The following is an 18,055-nucleotide window of genomic DNA, read 5'->3' as shown; positions in this document are numbered from 1 at the left end:
CGCCCCACGCAGGTTGAGGTGCGAAGGCCGCCAGGCCTGAGCCTCGAAACCCGGCGAGAACACGTACGGCGCCGAGCGTGCCCTCCGCTCGCCCAACGGGCTGCGGGTCCGCTCAGCTCGCCGTCTCGGCAGGCGACGGGGTGGCGTCCGCGGGGGCCCGGGCGTGCGGCCGGGTAGCGGGTTGGGCCTGCGTGATCGTGGAGTCTGGCACGCACCCGGTACGTGCCAGACTCCACGATCCTGGGCGTCTCCACCTGCCTGTGGAGGGGGTCGGATTTCTGTGATCGGACCGTGACCCGGGAGGCCCGTTACTCACAGGCCGAGCGCCCCGAATTGTCGGTGGTCACCGCTTGGATGGACGTATGTCAGCCAGCCGCCACGCGCCCCCGCACCCGGTCCCCGGGCTGCTGGCACGCACCGGCGACAACGTCGCCGCCCTCCGCGACGCCTGGCTGCTCAACCTCTCCGCCGACGAGACCGGACGCGCGCTCATCGAGGCCGACCGGCTCCAGTCCCAGCTCACCGAGCTGCAGGCTCGGCTGGCTGCGCACGCCGATGCCGTCGACACCGCCGGACCGTCCGGAGCGACCTCGACGGCGAACTGGCTGGCGGTCGCCACCCGGCAGACCCGGACGTCGACCCATCGGCTGATGCGGCTCGCCGACGCGCTCGACCGCGAGCTGTACGAGCCGGTCCGCCACGCCCTCGCCGAGGACGCCGTGAACCCCGAACAGGCGCTGGTGATCACCGACGCCGTCGACGCGCTGCCCGCCGAGGTGACCGACCGCGTTCGGGAGAAGGCCATCGGGATCCTCCTCGACCACGCGCGCCACCATGACGCGAAGGACCTGCGGCGGATCGGCAAACGGATCCTCGACGTCGTTGCCCCCGAGATCGGCGAGGCCCACGAAGCCAAGCTCCTCGCCGCCGAGGAGCACCGCGCACTCGCGTCCGCGCGGGTGACGATGTCCGACGACGGGCACGGCACCACCTACGGACGGTTCCAGGTCCCCACCGCCACCGGTGACACCCTCCGCAAGATGCTCACCGCCATCGCCGCCCCCAAGCGCCACACCGGCGCCGACCGTGGCGAGGTCCGCCGGCCGGGGCCGGAGCGGATGGGCCGGGCGTTCGTCGAGCTCCTCGACCGGATCCCCACCAACACGCTCCCCAAAGCCGGCGGCGTCAACGCCACCATCGTCGTCACCATCAGCCTCGACGAGCTCCGCAAGGAGGCCGCGGTCGGGACCCTCGACACCGGCCACCGCCTCTCCGCCCACGCCATCCGCAGACTCGCCTGCGAGGCCGGCATCATCCCTGCCGTCCTCGACGGCGACGGCCAGGTCCTCGACCTCGGGCGCACGAGGCGGTTCCACAACCGGGCGCAACGCACCGCGATGGCCGTCCGCGACAAGGGCTGCACCACCAACGGCTGCGACGTCCCACCCTGGCTGTGCCACGCCCACCACGACGACCCCTGGAGCACCGGCGGATCCACCGACGTCACGACCGGACGCCTGCTCTGCCCCAAGCACCACCACCGCGCCCACGACCCGACCTACGAGACGAGACACCTGCCCGGCGGCAAGATCGCCTTCCATCGGAGGACGTAGCCATGCCCAGCGAGCACCAGCCCAGCCTCTTCGCCTCCGACGTGCCGAGCGTCGACGCGGCGTTCACGACCGCGCGCCGGATCGTCCTCGACGAGCACTCGTGGGTCGAGGTCGTGCCCGGGTGGCTGAGCGGCGCGGATGCGCTGTTCGACGACCTGATGACCACGGCCGGATGGGAGCAGCGCGACCGGTGGATGTACACCCGCCGAGTGGTCGAGCCGCGCCTGACCGCGCAGTACCCGCGCCTCGCCGATGCCCCGCACCTGCTCCTCCACACCGCGGCGCAGGCACTCTCGGCGCACTACGGCGTGACGTACGACGGCCTCTGGATCAACCTCTACCGCGATCATCGCGACAGCACCGGATGGCACGGCGACGGGGCGTCGACGCGCCGGCGCGAGTGCGTCGTACCCGTGCTCACGCTCGGGGCTCAGCGGCGCTTCCTGCTCCGGCCGGTCGACGGCGGACCCAGCACCGACCTCCGCCCCGTCGCCGGGGACCTGGTGGTGATGGGCGGGCGGTGCCAGACCGACTGGCGGCACCGCGTGCCCAAGCAGAGCACGCCGTCCGGCCCGCGGATCAGCGTGAACTTCAGCGCGAGCGAGCAGGCGGTGCCCGACTGACGGCGCCGCGCTAGGAGGCCGGCACCCGATCCAGGTCCGCCAGCCACGCGGCGGGCGAGGCGTCGGACGGCATCCGCCAGTCGCCGCGCGGTGACATGGTGCCGCCCGCGGAGACCTTCGGGCCGTTGGGGAGCGCCGAGCGCTTGAACTGCGAGGCGAAGAACCGGCGGATGAAGACGTCCATCCACCGCCGGATCTCGGCCAGGTCGTAGTCGATCCGACGGTGGTCCGGGAAGTTCGGCGGCCAGCCACCGGTGGCGGCGTCGTGCCAGGCGTGCCAGGCCAGGAAGGCGATCTTCGAGGGGCGGTAGCCGTAGCGGACGACGTGGAAGAGGGTGAAGTCCTGCAGCGAGTACGGGCCGACCGAGGACTCGGTCGACTGCGGCACCCCGCCGGCGGCGGTGGGGATCAGCTCGGGCGTGATCTCCTGCTCGACGATCTTCTCCAACACCTCGTCGGTCTCCGGACCGAACTGGTTCGTGCTCACGGCCCAGCGGATCAGGTGCTGCATGAGGGTCTTCGGGACCCCGGCGTTGACGTTGTAGTGCGACATCTGGTCGCCGACGCCGTACGTGCACCATCCCAGCGCCAGCTCGGACAGGTCGCCGGTGCCGAGGACGATGCCGCCGCGGTGGTTGGCGAGCCGGAAGAGGTAGTCGGTGCGCAGGCCGGCCTGGACGTTCTCGAAGGTGATGTCGTAGACCTCCTCGCCGCCGGAATAGGGGTGGCCGAGGTCGGCGAGCATCTGCTCGGCCGCCGGGCGGATGTCGAGCTCCTCCATGGTGATGCCGAGCGAGCGGGCCAGCGCCCAGGCGTACCCCTTGGTCGTCTCGCCGGTCGCGAAGCCCGGCAGCGTGAAGCCGTGGATGTCGGTGCGCGGGCGTCCGAGGCGGTCCATGGCCTTGGCCGCCACGATCAGCGCGTGCGTCGAGTCGAGGCCGCCGCTGATGCCGATGACGATCTTCGGCTGGCCGATGGAGTTGAGCCGCTGCTCCAGCCCGGACACCTGGATGTTGTAGGCCTCGTAGCAGTCCTGGGCGAGGCGCTCGGCGTCGTCGGGCACGAACGGGAACCGGTCCACCTGGCGGCGTAGGCCGAGGTCGCCGGTCGGCGGCGACAGCTCGAACTCGACCGTACGGAAGTCCGGGGAGATCGTGCGCCGGTTGTCGTCGAAGGTGCCCGTGCGCAGCCGCTCCTGGCGGGTGCGGTCGAGGTCGACGTCCACGACCGTACGACGAGGGCCCTCCGGGAACCGGTCGCTCTCCCCCAGCAGCTCGCCGTGCTCGTAGACCATCGTCTGGCCGTCCCACGACAGGTCGGTGGTCGACTCGCCCTGGCCGGCGGCGGCGTACACGTAGGTGGCCAGGCAGCGCGAGGACGCCGACCTCACCAGCAGCCGGCGGTCCTCGGCCCGGCCGACGGTGATCGGGCTGCCGGACAGGTTGGCGAGCACGGTCGCGCCCGCGAGCGCCGCCTCCGCGCTCGGCGGCACCGGCACCCACATGTCCTCGCAGACCTCGACGTGCAGCACCAGCCCCGTCACGTCGGTCGCCGCGAACAGCAGGTCGGGCCCGATCGGCACCTCCTGCCCCGCGAGCACCACCGTGCCCGACACGTCGTCGCCCGGTGCGAACCAGCGCCGCTCGTAGAACTCCCGGTAGGTCGGCAGGTACGACTTCACGGCCACGCCGAGCACCCGACCGCGGTGGACCACGACCGCGGCGTTGAGCACCCGGTTGCCGTGCAGCAGCGGTGCCCCGACCACCAGTACCGACATCAGGTCGGTCGACGCCTCGACCAGCTCGGCCAAGGCGACCTGCACGGCGTCCAGCAGCGGGTCCTGCAGGAACAGGTCGTCGACGGCGTACCCGCTCAGGCACAGCTCCGGGAACACCGCCACCGCCACGCCCTCGTCGTGGCAGGCCCGTGCCTGCTCGACGACGGTGCGCACGTTCGTCGTCGGGTCGGCCACCGCGATCGGGATCGTGCAGGCCGCGACCCGGGCGTAGCCGTGGGCGTAGGCGGAGAAGAAGTCCACGACGGGCAGTTTCGCAGAACGGCTGCCGGATCGGTGCACAGCAGGGTCAGCGAGCGAGGTCGGTGGCCACGTCCAGGCTCGCGAAGCCGTCCAGAGGCAGGTCCACGTCCATGACCCGCGCGAACTCCCCCTCCAGGGGGCGCCAGGCCACCAGTCCTGGACCCCACTGCAGCAGCACGGTCTCCGGGTCGAGCCACTCGCCGTCACGGAAGGCACGGCGGTTTCGAGCATTCAGGTGCAGGTGGGCGAGCAGCTCTGGGGTCGAGACCCCGACGACCACCAGGTCAAGGGTCCGGTACGCCGACCTCTGCAGGGTCAGCAAGCCACGCCCACCCACCACCTCCACTCCGGCCAGCTTCTGCTTGCTCTGCGACCGCCGAAGCTCCGGCAGCTCCACCGCACCATGCGACACCTGCGTCCCGTCGAGCCACTCGATCGACTCCCATCGCCCGTCGTCGGTGGCCCGCCCCGACCACCATCGCCCGTCATCGGCTGCGGACGCCTCCCCGGAACGGAAGGGGAGTGTCGAGCGACGTCCGCTCAGGTCGAGCAGCTCGGTCCGGGGCCGATCTCCGAGGGCCACGACCAGGGACCTGCTGTCGTCCCGCCACTGGACCTCCGAGACCCATCGGCGAGCGCCGACGATCTCGCCCCGCCCCGTCCCGAGGTCGAGCAGGACGACCCCCGCACGCGACCGGCCGGCCCACCAACGCCCGTCGGGCGACAGGCTCCCGGCGCCGTACGTGTCGTGCCCCGGCCATATGGCGTCGTCGAGGCCGAGCTCATCCATCGGCAGCACTCTCCACCGCCCATCGATTCCGTGCAGGAGCAGCGTCTCGCTGGCCCACCCGTCGACAGGCTCCGGCACGCGCTCGGCAGGGTGGTAGACGACCGTCGCACGACCCGGCGGATCGTCGGCGAGTCGCTTGAGCCCGCTGATCGACGCCGGCACCCGACGTGGGAGCCGCGAGTCGAGCCAAGGCCACCCCTGGACTTCATCGGGCGGCTCCTGGACTGCGACGACGACCCGCCGCTCGGGTCGCGCCGGTTCAGACCCCGGGTCCGCCGACCCGAGCATCCGACGAGCAGCGCCACGAGGACCAGGCATGTGCCGAGAAGGCGACGTCGTCGTCCGACGCTCGCTTTCCTGGTCAGCTCGCACTCGTCCATCGGACCTCCTCCGTCTCCGATCACCGTCGCACGGGGGCCGACGGTTGGGGCGGGTTCGATGAGTTCCGTGACGGCCGGGAGTCTGACCCGCATGACCCTCACGACATCGATCAGCCCCTGCCTCTGGTTCGACGACCAGCTGGAGCAGGCGGCGGAGTTCTACACGAAGATCTTCCCGCGGTCCTCGATCGGCCACCTGGCGCGGTACGGCGACGCCGGGCCCGGCCAGCCGGGGACGGTGATGGCCGGCGAGTTCACGATCGACGGCATGACGTTCCGGGGCATCAACGGCGGTCCGATGTACGCCGAGTTCACGGAGGCGATCTCGTTCAGCATCGCGTGCAGCGACCAGACGGAGGTCGACTACTACTGGGACTCGCTCGTCGACGGCGGCGAGGAGTCGATGTGCGGGTGGCTGAAGGACCGGTTCGGGCTGTCCTGGCAGATCGTGCCGAACCGGCTCTACGAGCTGCTCGCCGACTCCGACCCGGCGCGCGCGAACGCCGCCCAGGGCGCGATGCTGCAGATGCGCAAGATCGTGGTCGCCGACCTGGAGGCGGCCGCCGACGCCGTGGGCTGAGAATGAGCGCGTGAGCATCGCCAGCACGCCGGAGCCGCCGTACACCGCCGTGGTCTTCACGAGCCTGCGCACGGAGGGCGACCAGGGGTACGCGCGGATGGCGGAGCGGATGGACCTGCTGGCCCAGGAGCAGCCCGGCTACCTCGGCATCGAGGCGGCCCGGGACGCGGGCGGGCTGGGGATCACGGTGTCGTACTGGGTCGACGACGCCGCGGCCGCGGCGTGGAAGCAGGTCGCCGAGCACCTCGTCGCACAGGAGCGCGGGCGCGAGGTCTGGTACGCCGACTACCGCGTGCGCGTGGCCACCGTCACACGGGCCTACGGGCCCACCCGGAGCTAGCCTGGAGACAGTCCGTGGACTCCGTCAGGGAGCTGCGAGATGTCACAGAAGTGGAGCTCGACGATGAGCGAAGAGACGGCGCCGTACGGCACCGGACCGGGCCAGGCCACCAAGCCGGTCAAGCGGGTCCGCACCCATCACCTCCGGGAGATGAAGGAGCGCGGCGAGAAGTTCACGATGCTGACCGCCTACGAGCAGTACGCGGCGGAGATCTTCGACGAGGCCGGCATCGAGCTGCTGCTCGTCGGCGACAGCGCGTCCAACAACGTCTACGGCAACGAGACCTCGCTGCCGGTGACGGTCGACGAGCTGATCCCGCTGGTGCGGGCCGTGACCCGGTCGGCGAAGCGGTCCCTGGTCGTCGCCGACCTGCCGTTCGGTTCCTACCAGGCGTCCCCGGAGCAGGCCTACCTCACCGCGGTGCGGTTCATGAAGGAGGCGAACGCCCACTCCGTGAAGCTCGAGGGAGGGCTGCCGATGGTTCCCCAGGTCCGCAAGCTGGTCGAGGGCGGCATCCCGGTGATCGCCCACATCGGCTTCACGCCCCAGAGCGAGCACACCCTCGGCGGCTACCGGGTCCAGGGCCGCGGTGACGCCGCGAAGCTCCTGCTCGAGGAGGCTCGCGCGATGCAGGAGGCCGGCGCCTTCGCCGTGCTGATGGAGATGGTCCCGGGCGACGTCGCCGCCGACGTCACCGCCGCCCTCGACATCCCGACGATCGGCATCGGCGCCGGCAACCGCTGCGACGGCCAGGTGCTGGTCTGGCAGGACGCCTTCGGCCTGCGCGGCGGCCGGATGGCCCGCTTCGTCAAGCAGTACGCCGACCTCCGCACCGTGCTGCGTGACGCGGCGTCGGCGTACGCAGCGGACGTCAAGGCCGGCACCTTCCCGGCCGACGAGCACACGTTCTGACCGCAGGGGGCGACGCGTCCCGGGCCTGACATTTGTCATGCCCGGGACGTGATGCACGGCCGAGGGCCCCGGGCCCGGCGACGGCCACGCTGGAGGCATGAACCCGACCCCGGCCGTCGCCCTGAGCGGCGTCACCAAGACCTTCGGCGACGTCGAGGCCGTCCGCGGCATCGACCTGGAGCTCCGGCAGGGCGAGGTCGTCGCCTTCCTCGGCCCCAACGGCGCCGGCAAGACCACCACCATCGACCTGATCCTCGGCCTGTCCCGCCCGACCACGGGCACCGTCCGGGTGCTCGGGCTGGAGCCCCGCCAGGCCGTCGCCCGCGGCCTGGTCTCGGCCGTCATGCAGAGCGGCGGCCTGCTGAAGGACCTCACCGTCCGCGAGACCGTCGCCTACACCGCAGCGCTCTTCGCCGACGCCCGGCCGGTCGACCGCGTCATCGCCGAGGCCGGGATCGAGGACATCGCCGGCCGACGCGTCGCGACGTGCTCGGGCGGCGAGCAGCAGCGGCTCCGGTTCGCAATGGCCCTGCTCCCCGACCCCGCGCTGCTTCTCCTCGACGAGCCGACGACCGGCATGGACGTCGAGGGTCGCCGTACCTTCTGGTCGGCCATCCGGCGCGACGCCGGGCAGGGCCGCACCGTCCTCTTCGCGACCCACTACCTCGAGGAGGCCGACCAGTTCGCCGACCGCATCGTGCTGGTCAGCCACGGCCGGATCGTCGCCGACGGCACCGGCTCCGAGGTCAAGGCGCTCGCCTCCGGCCGCACGGTCCGGGCCACGCTCGCCGACGCCGACACGGAGAGGTACACGGAGGCCCTCGCGGCGCTCGGCGGCGTCGACGCGGTCGAGGTCCGCGGCGACACCCTGCTCGTGCACGCCAAGGACAGCGACGCGGTCGCCCGCTACCTGCTCACCGAGACCCCCGCCCGTGACCTGGAGGTCACGGCCCGCAACCTCGAGGACGCGTTCCTCAGTCTGACCGGAGACGCCCGATGACCACCTTCGACCCGACCACCCGCAGCACGCCGCGCCTCGGCGGGCTCAGCCTCGTCGTCCTGCGGATCGAGCTGCGCCGGATGCTGCGCAACCGCCGTACGGTCATCTTCGCGATGCTCTTCCCCGCCGCCCTCTTCCTGTCCTTCGGCGGCCAGTCCGACTGGGCCGACCGGGTCGGCCACGGCAACGTCGCGGCCTACGTCATGGTCTCCATGGGCCTGTACGGCGCCGCGCTCACCGCCGCCTCCGCCGGCACCGCGGTGGCCACCGAGCGGGCCCTGGGCTGGTCGCGCCAGCTCCGGCTGACCCCGCTGAACCCGGGCGTCTACGTCGCGACCAAGGCCCTGCTCGCGCTGGTCCTCGGGGCGGTCGCCATCGGGGTGGTCAACGTCGTCGGGCTCCTCCAGGGCAAGCCCGACATGCCGCTCGACGTCTGGGTCGGGTGCGCGCTGCTGACCCTGCTCTGCACCCTGGTCTTCGCCGCGCTCGGCGTGTTCGTCGGGTTCCTGGTCCCCGGCGAGAACGCCATGCAGGTGCTCGGCCCCGGCCTGGCCATCCTGTCCTTCCTCGGCAACGTGTTCATCCCGATGGACGAGGGCTCGACGATCTACCGGGTGGCCGAGTGGACCCCGATGTTCGGGGTCGCCGAGATCAGCCGCGCGCCGCTGACGGGCGACCTGTCCTGGCCGGCCGTCCTCAACGCGGTCGCCTGGCTCGCCGTGTTCGTCGCCTGCGCCGCGTGGCGGATGAGCCGGGACACGGCCCGGGTGTGACTACCGTTCGGTCCATGGACGACGACCGGCCGACCCGCCTCGACCGGCTGGGCCCGTTCTTCGCCTCCATCTGGCTGTTCTTCCTGCTCAACCCGCTCCTGGAGGCCTGGGCGCACCGCGACGAGGTGCGCGGCGTCGTCGGCCTGGTCGCCACGGTCGCCTTCGCGGCGTCGTACATGACCCTGTGGATCCGTGCCCGGGCCGACCGGAGGCGGCTCATCGACACGCCGTCGGTGCGGTTCGCGGCGTCGTACCTCTCGCCGCTGGTCGTGCTCACCGCCGTGATGGTCGCGACCCTCGGGGAGCAGGGCCTGACCGGCGTCGTGTACGTCGCGGTCTCGTGCGTGATGGTGCTCCCCGGCCGGGCCGCGCTCGCCGTGGTCGTCGCGCTGGTCGTCGGCGCCCTGGCCCTCAGCGCCGTCGAGGACTGGGGCAGCCAGGTCGGCCTCGCCTTCGCGGTGATGGCCTCCTCGGTGGCGATCTTCGGGATGCGCACCGTGATGCGCCGCAACCTGGAGCTGCTCCGGATCGAGCAGGAGAACGCCCACCTGGCCGTCGAGAACGAGCGCACCCGCTTCGCCCGCGACCTGCACGACATCCTCGGCCACTCGCTGACCGTCATCACCGTCAAGGCCGAGCTCGCGCAGCGGCTGCTCGACGTCGACCCCGAGCGTGCCCGCGCCGAGCTGGCCGACTTGGAGCGGCTCAGCCGGGACGCGCTGTCCGACGTACGGCACGCGGTCACGGGCTACCGCGACCTGACCCTGCCCGGCGAGCTCGCCCGGGCCCGCAACGCGCTGGCCGCCGCCGAGATCGAGGCCCGGCTGCCCGGCTCGGCCGACGAGGTGCCGACCGAGCTGCGCGAGCTGTTCGCCTGGACCGTCCGCGAGGGCGTCACCAACGTCATCCGGCACTCGGGCGCGGGCTGCTGCGAGGTCGTGCTGACCCCGACCAGCGCCGAGGTGCGCGACGACGGACCGGGCCGGGGCGAGGCCGGCGTACCGGGATCGGGCCTGGCCGGGCTGCGTGAGCGCGCGGCCGCCGTGGGTGCCACGGTCGTCACCCGCTCCCTCGACCCCGGCTTCAGCCTCCGGGTGGTCCGCGCATGACGATCCGGCTGCTGCTCGCCGACGACCAGGCCCTGGTCCGCGGCGCGCTGTCCGCGCTGCTCGGCCTCGAGCCCGACCTGGAGGTGGTGGCCGAGGTCGGGGCCGGCGACCTGGTGCTGCCCGCCGTCCTGGAGCACCGGCCCGACGTCGCCCTGCTCGACGTCGAGATGCCGGGGCTGGACGGCATCGCCGCCGCTGCGGAGGTACGACGAGCCGCCCCCGACACCCGCGTCCTCATCGTCACCACCTTCGGCCGGCCGGGCTACCTGCGCCGCGCGCTCCAGGCCGGCGCCGCGGGCTTCGTCGTCAAGGACACGCCGGCCGCCCAGCTCGCGGACGCCGTACGACGGGTGCACGCCGGCCTGCGCGTCGTCGATCCGGCGCTCGCGACCGACAGCCTGGTGGCGGGTGAGTCGCCGCTGACCCCGCGGGAGACCGACGTGCTCCGCGCCGCCCGCGACGGCGCCAGCGTCGCCGCCGTCGCGAAGCGGCTCTTCCTGTCCGAGGGCACGGTCCGCAACCACCTCTCCGCGGCGATCGGCAAGACCGGCGCGGCCAACCGCGCGGAGGCGGTGATCACCGCCGAGGGGAACGGGTGGCTGTGACGCCCGGAGCGGAGGACGGCAGCCGGGGATGGGAGGCTGTCCCCATGAGGATCGGCCTGCTCACCAGTGGTGGCGACTGCCCCGGACTGAACGCCGTCATCCGCGGAGCCGTGCTCCACGGGATCAAGACCTACGGCCACGGCTTCGTCGGCTTCCGGCACGGCTGGCGCGGCGTGCTCGACGGCGACGTGATCGACCTGCCGCGCTCGCGAGTGCGCGGGCTGGCCCGCGAGGGCGGGACGATCCTGGGCACGTCGCGCACGAACCCGATCGAGTCCCCCGGCGGCGGCGCCGAGTCGATCCGCCGGGTGATGGCCGAGCACGGCGTCGACGCGCTGGTGGCCATCGGCGGCGAGGGCAGCCTGGCCGGCGCCAAGCGGCTGTCCGACGCCGGCATCCCGGTGGTCGGCGTCCCCAAGACGATCGACAACGACCTCGACGGCACCGACTACACCTTCGGCTTCGACACCGCGGTCGAGATCGCCACCGACGCGATGGACCGGCTGCGCACCACCGGCGAGTCCCACCGGCGCTGCATGGTGGCCGAGGTGATGGGCCGCCACGTCGGCTGGATCGCGCTGCACTCCGGCATGTCCGCGGGCGCCCACGCCATCCTGATCCCCGAGCAGCGGGTGCCGATGGAGGAGCTGTGCGGCTGGGTGAGCGAGGTGCACGAGCGCGGCCGCTCGCCGCTGGTCGTGGTCGCCGAGGGCTTCGTCCCCGAGGGGTACGACGCCGGCTTGGCCGAGCGCGGGGTCGAGGGCGACGGCCGTCCCCGGCTCGGCGGCATCGGCGAGTACCTCACCGCCGAGATCGAGCGGATCACTGGCATCGAGACCCGCAACGCCATCCTCGGCCACGTCCAGCGCGGCGGGGCCCCGACCGGCTTCGACCGGGTGCTGGCCACCCGCTTCGGGATGGCGGCGGTCGACCTGGTCACCGACCGCGGCTGGGGCCAGATGGTGGCGATCCACGGCACCGAGGTCGTCCGGGTCCCGTTCGAGGAGGCGCTGGTCGGTCTCAAGACCGTCCCGCAGCACCGCTGGGACGAGGCCAAGGCACTCTTCGGGCGCTGACTGGTTACCGGCGGGCCATGCGCACCCGTCTCGGAATCGCCGTCCTCGCCACGACCGCCGCCGTCGGCCTCGGCCTCGTCCTGTCCCCGGTGCCCAGCGGCGCCGCCCCGCCGGCGGACCGGGGGGCCGCAGCCCCCTCGACCGAGCGGGCCGTCGTACCCGCCCTGAAGGTGCGGCGCGTCGTCGGCGGCCTCGACAAGCCGTGGGACGTGCGGCCGGCGGGCGGCGGGCGGCTGCTCTTCACCCAGCGCGACCGGGCGACGGTGTCGCTGTGGACCGGCAAGCGCACCCGCACGGTCCGCGGCTTCCCCAGCGACCGGGTCTGGACCTCCGGCGAGACCGGCCTGATGGGCTTGGAGCTGGACCGCAACTTCGCCAAGAACCGCCGGATCCTGACCTGCCAGGGCGGCTTCACCGCCGGCGGCGGGCACGACGTCGGCGTCTACGCCTGGCGGCTGAACAAGAGCCTGACCCGGGTGGTCGCCGGCAAGAAGCTGCTCGGCGGGTTCCCGACGACGACCGGCCGGCACGGTGGATGTCGCCTGCTGGCCCTGCGGGACGGCTCACTGGTCGTCGGCACCGGCGACGCCGCGGTCGGCACCAACCCGCGCGACCTGACCTCGCTCGGTGGCAAGACGCTGCGGCTCGACGCGAGCTCCGGCAAGCCGTGGCGGACCAACCGGTTCATCAAGGCGGCCAACCGCAACAAGCGCTACGTCTTCAGCTTCGGTCACCGCAACGTCCAGGGTCTCGACGTCCAGCCCGGCACCGGTCGGCTGTGGTCGGTCGAGCAGGGCACCGGCCGCGACGACGAGGTCAACCGCCTCGTCCGCGGCGGCGACTTCGGCTACCACCCGGTCCCCGGCTACAACGAGAGCGTCCCGATGACCGACCCGGGTCTGCCGGGCAAGCAGTACCGCGCCACCTGGACCTCCGGCGACCCCACCATCGCCACCTCCGGCGGCGGGTTCATCTCGGGCCGCCGGTGGGGTGCGTACGACGGCACCTTCGCCGTCGCCGCCCAGAAGGGCGAACGGGTCCTCTTCCTGTCGGTCAAGGGCAAGAGGCTGCAGCAGATCCGCGAGCCCGCCGCCCTGAAGCGCTACGGCCGGATCCGCACCGTCGTCGACGGTCCCGGCGCCGTCTTCTACGTCACCACCGACAACGGCGGCGGCCAGGACGTCATCCTCGCCGTCCGCCCCGGCTGACGCAGCTCGGCCCCCACGCTGGTTGAGGTGCGAGCGCAGCGAGCCTCCCTCGCCCCCGAGCACCTCAACCACCGCCCTGCCACTGCCAGTCGAGCCAGAGGCCGCCGGACAGGATCACGGCGAACCACACGACCGTCGCGACCACCGGCAGTACGGCGACCGCCCGCGGCCGCGGCGTCCACCAGCGGCAGGCCTGGACGAACAGCACCAGCCACACGAGGAGCAGCAGCACGACCGCCCACCACGGGGCGAGCAGCCCGCTGGCGCCGTACAGGAAGAGCACGGAGACCAGGCCGCCCATGCCGACGAACGGCCACGGCGAGACGTCGCCGGGACGACGTCCGCGGCGACCGGGCTTGGCCACTCAGTCCTCGAGCTGCTCGTCGTTCCACTTCGGGTCGTGGTCCCAGTCGTCGTTGCGCTCCTCGACCTTCTCCAGCGCCCGCGACGCCTCGGCGGAGGTGGCGTAGGGCCCCAGCCGGTCGGCGTTGCGGCAGCCGTCGCGCCCCTCGACCGTGTGGTGCTTCAGGCAGAACCAGAACTCGCCGTCGCTGTCGCTCATGAGGGCGAAACTACACTCGTGGCCCGTGACTCCCGTGGCTCCTGCGACCCTCTCCCCCCGGCGCGCCGTCCCGGCGTCGATCGCCCGCCCCGAGTACGTCGACCGCCCCGCGCCGACGCCGTACGACGGGCCGGAGGTCAAGGACGCCGACACCATCGCGCGGATGCGGGTGGCCGGCCGGCTGGCCGCGCAGGCGCGCGAGGAGGTCGGCCGGCACGTCGTCCCGGGCGTCACCACCGACGAGCTGGACCGGATCGGCCACGAGTTCCTCTGCGACCACGGCGCCTACCCGTCGACGCTCGGCTACCGCGGCTTCCCGAAGTCGCTGTGCTCCAGCGTCAACGAGGTGATCTGCCACGGCATCCCGGACAGCCGGGTCGTCCAGGACGGCGACATCGTCAACATCGACATCACCGCCTACCTCGACGGCGTGCACGGCGACACCAACGCGACCTTCCTCGCCGGCGACGTCGACGAGGAGTCCCGGCTGCTGGTCGAGCGCACCCGCGAGTCCCTCGACCGCGCCATCCGGGCGGTGCGGCCGGGCCGCCGGCTCAACGTCATCGGCCGGGTCATCGAGTCCTACGCCGCCCGCTTCGGGTACGGCGTGGTCCGCGAGTTCACCGGTCACGGGATCGGGACGTCGTTCCACTCCGGGCTGATCGTCCCGCACTACGACGACCCCGAGCACGACACCCTGATCGAGCCCGGCATGACCTTCACCATCGAGCCGATGCTCAACCTCGGCACCCACGAGTGGGAGATGTGGGACGACGACTGGACGGTCGTGACGAAGGACCTGCGCCGCAGCGCCCAGTTCGAGCACACCCTGCTCGTCACGGCCACCGGCGCAGAGGTCCTGACCACCCCCTAGACGCAACATTCCCGACACATGCGTGTGGGTAATGTCCGCCCATGACGTCGATGTTCGAGGGCTACGCGTCCACTGGTCCGGCGTACGACGAGATGTTCGACGGCGATGACCTGCGCTCGCCGTACCAGCGGTTGAGCAGCTCGTTGCAGACGATGACCACGCCCGAGCTGGTCAGTCGGGTGGAGGCGCTGCAGGCCAGCTACCTCGACCAGGGCGTCACCTTCGACATCGGCGGCGAGGAGCGGGCGTTCCCGCTCGACATCCTCCCGCGGGTCATCGAGATGGACACGTTCTCGACCATCGAACGCGGGGTGCAGCAGCGGGTCCGGGCGCTGGAGCTCTTCCTCGCCGACGTGTACGACGCGGGCCAGGTCTTCGCCGACGGGGTGATCCCGCGCGAGGTGATCGCGACGTCGTCGCACTACCACCGCGAGTCCGCGGGCGTGCGGCCGCCGAACGGCGTCCGCGTGCACGTCTCCGGGATCGACCTGGTCCGCGACAACGCCGGCGAGTTCCGGGTGCTGGAGGACAACGTCCGGGTCCCGTCGGGGGTCTCGTACGTCATGACCAACCGCCGCGCGATCTCCGCTGCGCTGCCCGAGACCATCGCCGAGCACCGGATCCGCCCGGTGGCCGCGTACCCGCAGCGGCTGCTGGCCGCGCTGCGGGCGGCCGCGCCCGCCGGTGTCGCCGATCCGACGGTCGTCGTCCTCACGCCCGGCGTCTACAACGGCGCCTACTTCGAGCACGCGCTGCTGGCCCGCACGATGGGCGTCGAGCTGGTCGAGGGCCGTGACCTGGAGTGCCGCCGTGGCCGCGTGATGATGCGGACGACGAAGGGGCTGGCCCCGGTGCACGTGATCTACCGTCGCGTGGACGACGAGTTCCTGGACCCGGTGCACTTCCGGGCCGACTCGGTGCTCGGCTGCCCGGGCGTGATCGACGCCGCGCGGGCCGGCAACGTCACCATCGCCAACGCGGTCGGCAACGGGGTGGCGGACGACAAGCTCGTCTACACCTACCTGCCCGACATCATCCGCTACTACCTCTCCGAGGAGCCGGTGCTGCGCAACGTCGACACCTGGCGCTGCGGCGAGCCCGACCACCGCGAGGAGGTCCTGGACCGCCTCGACGAGCTGGTGCTCAAGCCGGTCGACGGCTCGGGCGGCAAGGGCATCGTGATCGGCCCGCGCGCGTCGAGGACCGAGCTCGACGAGCTGCGCGAGAAGGTCGTCGAGGACCCGCGGGCCTGGATCGCCCAGCCGGTCGTCCAGCTGTCGACCGTTCCGACCTTCGTCGACGGCGAGCTCGGCCCACGCCACGTCGACCTGCGCCCGTTCGCGGTCAACGACGGCACCCGGGTCTGGGTGCTCCCCGGCGGGCTGACCCGGGTCGCGCTGGCCAAGGGCGAGCTGATCGTGAACTCCTCGCGCGGCGGCGGGTCCAAGGACACCTGGGTGCTGGCCGGACCGGCCCAGGCCCAGGCCGTCGAGGCCGACCCGGTGTTCGAGCCGGTCGAGATCGTGGAGGTCGAGGAGCCGGTGGAGGAAACCCCTCCGCCGTCCCCGCCGCCGCCCGGTCCCGCCGGACCGGCGCTGAGCGAGCCGAGCTCCCAGCAGGAGCAGCAGCAACAGCAGGGCCGTGGGGAGGCGCGCGCATGCTGAGCCGGATCGCGGAGTCGATGTTCTGGATCGGCCGGTACGTCGAGCGCGCCGAGGACACCGCGCGGATCCTCGACGTCCAGACCCAGCTGCTGCTGGAGGACGCCACCATCGACGAGACCACGACCTGCGCCGGCCTGCTGTCGATCATGGGCGTCGAGGCCGAGCCGGAGTGGGCGGTCGACACCGCGCTGGTCCTCGACCGGCTCTGCTACGACCCGTCCTCGCCCACCTCGATCGCGGCCGCCCTGGCCGCCGCCCGCGAGTCGGCCCGGCGGGCCCGCGAGACGCTGTCGGTCCCGATGTGGGAGGCGATCAACACGACGTACCGCGCCCTGCCGTCGGGGCACTTCGACTCGATGCGCGCGCCGATGATCTTCCAGTGGGTCCGCGAGCGGGCGGCGCTGATCAACGGCACGGCCGACGCGACGATGACCCGCGACGAGGGCTGGCACTTCCTGATGCTCGGCCGCTGCGTCGAGCGCGCCGACATGACCTCGCGGCTGGTCGCCACCGCCGCCCAGTCGTCCGGCAGCACGGCGCCGTGGACCAGCACGCTGCGGGCGTCGGGCGGCTACGAGGCCTTCCTGCGCACCTACAAGGGTCTGGAGACCGAGCGCGGCGCGGCGGAGTTCCTGCTGCTCGATCGGCTGTTCCCACGGTCGGTGGTGTTCTCGCTCAACCGCGCCGAGCAGTGCATCGAGAACCTGGAGTCCTCCGGCCAGCGGGCCGGCTTCCAGAACGAGGCGCAGCGGCTGCTCGGCCGCACCCGGGCGGAGTTCGAGTACCGCTCGCTGTCCGACGTGATGGCCGACCTCCCCAACGAGATGGAGCGGCTGCAGCGCACCTGCGCCCTCGCGACCGAGGCGGTCACCCGCCGCTACTTCGCCGGCTCCGAGGCGCTGACCTGGCAGGGGGCCAACTGATGAGCATGCAGCTGCGGGTCGTCCACACCACCGGCTACGAGTACGACGGCAAGGCGGTGGCGTCGTACAACCAGGCCCGGTTGACGCCCCAGACCACGCCCGAGCAGATCGTCGTGCACTCGCGCCTGGAGGTGACGCCGAAGCCGTGGACCTACGAGTACCGCGACTACTTCGGCACCCTGGTCACCGCCTTCGAGGTCCTCGATCCCCACGAGTCGATGACCGTGACCGCGACCTCGACGGTGCAGACCAACCGGCCCGCGCCCCACGAGCCGCGACTCGGCTGGGAGGACGTCCGGGCCTACGACGTCGCCGACCGCTGGACGGAGTACCTCACCCTCCCCGACCTGGTGGCCCCGCCCGCCGACTTCGCCCAACGGCTGCGGACGCTCGCCGGCGACGCCGCGCTGCCGGGCGACGCGGCCCGCGCGGTGTGCGCCCTGGTCCACGACGAGGTCGAGTACCTCCCGGGGTCCACCGACGTGCAGTCGGTGGCCGCGCTCGCCTGGCAGCAGCGCGCCGGCGTCTGCCAGGACATGGTGCACCTGGTCATCGGCGGCCTCCGCTCCGTCGGCATCCCCGCCCGCTACGTCTCCGGCTACTTCCACCCCCGCGCCGAGCCGGTCGTCGGCGAGACCGTCCGGGGCGAGTCGCACGCCTGGGTCGAGTGGTGGGACGACGGCTGGCACCCCTTCGACCCCACCAACGACACCGCCCCCGGCGACCGGTACGTCGTCGTCGCCACCGGCCGCGACTACCAGGACGTGAAGCCCCTCAGCGGCATCTACTCCGGCGCCGGCACCTCGCAGATGTCGGTCCAGGTAGAGGTCACCCGCCTGGCCTGAGCACCGGGGGTCGAGGTCACCTCTCCAGTGCAGGGGTTTCGACACGGTCGCCAGCGCGACCTGCTCAACCACCGGTTGCGACCAGCACACGCTGGTTGAGGTGCGAGCGAAGCGAGCCTCGAAACCCGTCTTGCCGACAG

At 72.4% G+C, this 18,055-nt stretch carries 19 protein-coding genes; 15 read left to right on the top strand and 4 right to left on the bottom strand.

Translation table 11 applies throughout. From position 1 onward, the window contains the following. The first annotated feature begins 362 nt into the window (after positions 1-362). On the top strand, positions 363-1,613 hold the full coding sequence (locus V7S47_RS20470) for an HNH endonuclease signature motif containing protein (protein WP_336563300.1): 1,251 nt from the start codon (positions 363-365) through the stop codon (positions 1,611-1,613). Between the two features lie 2 nt (positions 1,614-1,615). After that, entirely contained in the window at positions 1,616-2,236 is a 621-nt protein-coding gene (locus tag V7S47_RS20465) for an alpha-ketoglutarate-dependent dioxygenase AlkB (RefSeq protein WP_336563299.1), read from the top strand. 10 nt (positions 2,237-2,246) lie between these two features. On the opposite strand, the gene V7S47_RS20460 is transcribed toward V7S47_RS20465, so the two are convergent. Next, positions 2,247-4,274: an NAD(+) synthase gene (locus V7S47_RS20460; RefSeq protein WP_336563298.1), complete on the bottom strand. Its 2,028-nt coding sequence runs from the start codon at positions 4,272-4,274 to the stop codon at positions 2,247-2,249. Between the two features lie 46 nt (positions 4,275-4,320). After that, entirely contained in the window at positions 4,321-5,064 is a 744-nt protein-coding gene (locus V7S47_RS20455) for a hypothetical protein (RefSeq protein WP_336563297.1), read from the bottom strand. 471 nt (positions 5,065-5,535) lie between these two features. Between V7S47_RS20455 and V7S47_RS20450 the strand changes: the two genes are divergently transcribed. The 9 genes from V7S47_RS20450 to V7S47_RS20410 all read left to right on the top strand — a co-directional run bounded on the left by V7S47_RS20450 (position 5,536) and on the right by V7S47_RS20410 (position 13,047). After that, entirely contained in the window at positions 5,536-6,024 is a 489-nt protein-coding gene (locus V7S47_RS20450) for a VOC family protein (protein WP_336563296.1), read from the top strand. Positions 6,025-6,034: 10 nt separating this feature from the next. Then, a complete protein-coding gene (locus V7S47_RS20445) occupies positions 6,035-6,364 on the top strand; it encodes an antibiotic biosynthesis monooxygenase family protein (RefSeq protein WP_336563294.1) in 330 nt (109 codons plus the stop codon). Positions 6,365-6,427: 63 nt separating this feature from the next. After that, entirely contained in the window at positions 6,428-7,276 is an 849-nt protein-coding gene (panB, locus tag V7S47_RS20440; RefSeq protein WP_336563293.1) for a 3-methyl-2-oxobutanoate hydroxymethyltransferase, read from the top strand. A gap of 97 nt (positions 7,277-7,373) precedes the next feature. Beyond that, positions 7,374-8,276, top strand: a complete 903-nt coding sequence (locus V7S47_RS20435) for an ABC transporter ATP-binding protein (protein WP_336563292.1) — start codon at positions 7,374-7,376, stop codon at positions 8,274-8,276. Then, positions 8,273-9,049 (top strand): ABC transporter permease, encoded by a 777-nt coding sequence (locus tag V7S47_RS20430; protein ID WP_336563291.1) that lies wholly within the window; start codon positions 8,273-8,275, stop codon positions 9,047-9,049. The genes V7S47_RS20435 and V7S47_RS20430 overlap by 4 nt, the downstream gene beginning before the upstream one ends. Positions 9,050-9,063: 14 nt before the next feature. After that, entirely contained in the window at positions 9,064-10,158 is a 1,095-nt protein-coding gene (locus V7S47_RS20425) for a sensor histidine kinase (RefSeq protein WP_336563290.1), read from the top strand. After that, on the top strand, positions 10,155-10,763 hold the full coding sequence (locus tag V7S47_RS20420) for a response regulator transcription factor (RefSeq protein ID WP_336563289.1): 609 nt from the start codon (positions 10,155-10,157) through the stop codon (positions 10,761-10,763). The genes V7S47_RS20425 and V7S47_RS20420 overlap by 4 nt, the downstream gene beginning before the upstream one ends. Before the next feature lie 44 nt (positions 10,764-10,807). Beyond that, entirely contained in the window at positions 10,808-11,839 is a 1,032-nt protein-coding gene (locus V7S47_RS20415; protein WP_090859028.1) for an ATP-dependent 6-phosphofructokinase, read from the top strand. 17 nt (positions 11,840-11,856) lie between these two features. Continuing rightward, a complete protein-coding gene (locus V7S47_RS20410; protein ID WP_336563288.1) occupies positions 11,857-13,047 on the top strand; it encodes a PQQ-dependent sugar dehydrogenase in 1,191 nt (396 codons plus the stop codon). Between the two features lie 64 nt (positions 13,048-13,111). Here the strand turns inward: V7S47_RS20410 and V7S47_RS20405 are convergent, their stop codons facing one another. Further along, positions 13,112-13,411, bottom strand: a complete 300-nt coding sequence (locus V7S47_RS20405; protein ID WP_336563287.1) for a hypothetical protein — start codon at positions 13,409-13,411, stop codon at positions 13,112-13,114. Next, positions 13,412-13,609: a hypothetical protein gene (locus V7S47_RS20400; protein WP_090859035.1), complete on the bottom strand. Its 198-nt coding sequence runs from the start codon at positions 13,607-13,609 to the stop codon at positions 13,412-13,414. A 25-nt stretch (positions 13,610-13,634) separates the two neighbouring features. Here V7S47_RS20400 and map point away from each other — a divergent pair, with 25 nt between their 5' ends. From map to V7S47_RS20380, 4 genes are read left to right on the top strand one after another with little or no spacing between them, the layout of a single operon-like run. Then, positions 13,635-14,483 (top strand): type I methionyl aminopeptidase, encoded by an 849-nt coding sequence (gene map, locus V7S47_RS20395; RefSeq protein ID WP_442945367.1) that lies wholly within the window; start codon positions 13,635-13,637, stop codon positions 14,481-14,483. 41 nt (positions 14,484-14,524) lie between these two features. Next, positions 14,525-16,147, top strand: coding sequence for a circularly permuted type 2 ATP-grasp protein (locus V7S47_RS20390; RefSeq protein ID WP_336563285.1), 1,623 nt, complete (start codon positions 14,525-14,527; stop codon positions 16,145-16,147). Then, positions 16,141-17,070: an alpha-E domain-containing protein gene (locus V7S47_RS20385; RefSeq protein ID WP_090859044.1), complete on the top strand. Its 930-nt coding sequence runs from the start codon at positions 16,141-16,143 to the stop codon at positions 17,068-17,070. The genes V7S47_RS20390 and V7S47_RS20385 overlap by 7 nt, the downstream gene beginning before the upstream one ends. After that, positions 17,070-17,915: a transglutaminase family protein gene (locus tag V7S47_RS20380; protein WP_336563284.1), complete on the top strand. Its 846-nt coding sequence runs from the start codon at positions 17,070-17,072 to the stop codon at positions 17,913-17,915. Before V7S47_RS20385 ends, V7S47_RS20380 begins: the two co-directional genes overlap by 1 nt. Positions 17,916-18,055 lie beyond the last annotated feature (140 nt).

Source organism: Nocardioides sp. CCNWLW216 (genome assembly GCF_037120545.1).
In the GTDB taxonomy this organism is placed as follows: Bacteria; Actinomycetota; Actinomycetes; order Propionibacteriales; family Nocardioidaceae; genus Nocardioides; species Nocardioides lianchengensis.
Note: the sequence above shows the minus strand (reverse complement) of the source record. Positions and strands in the feature narration are given on the sequence as shown.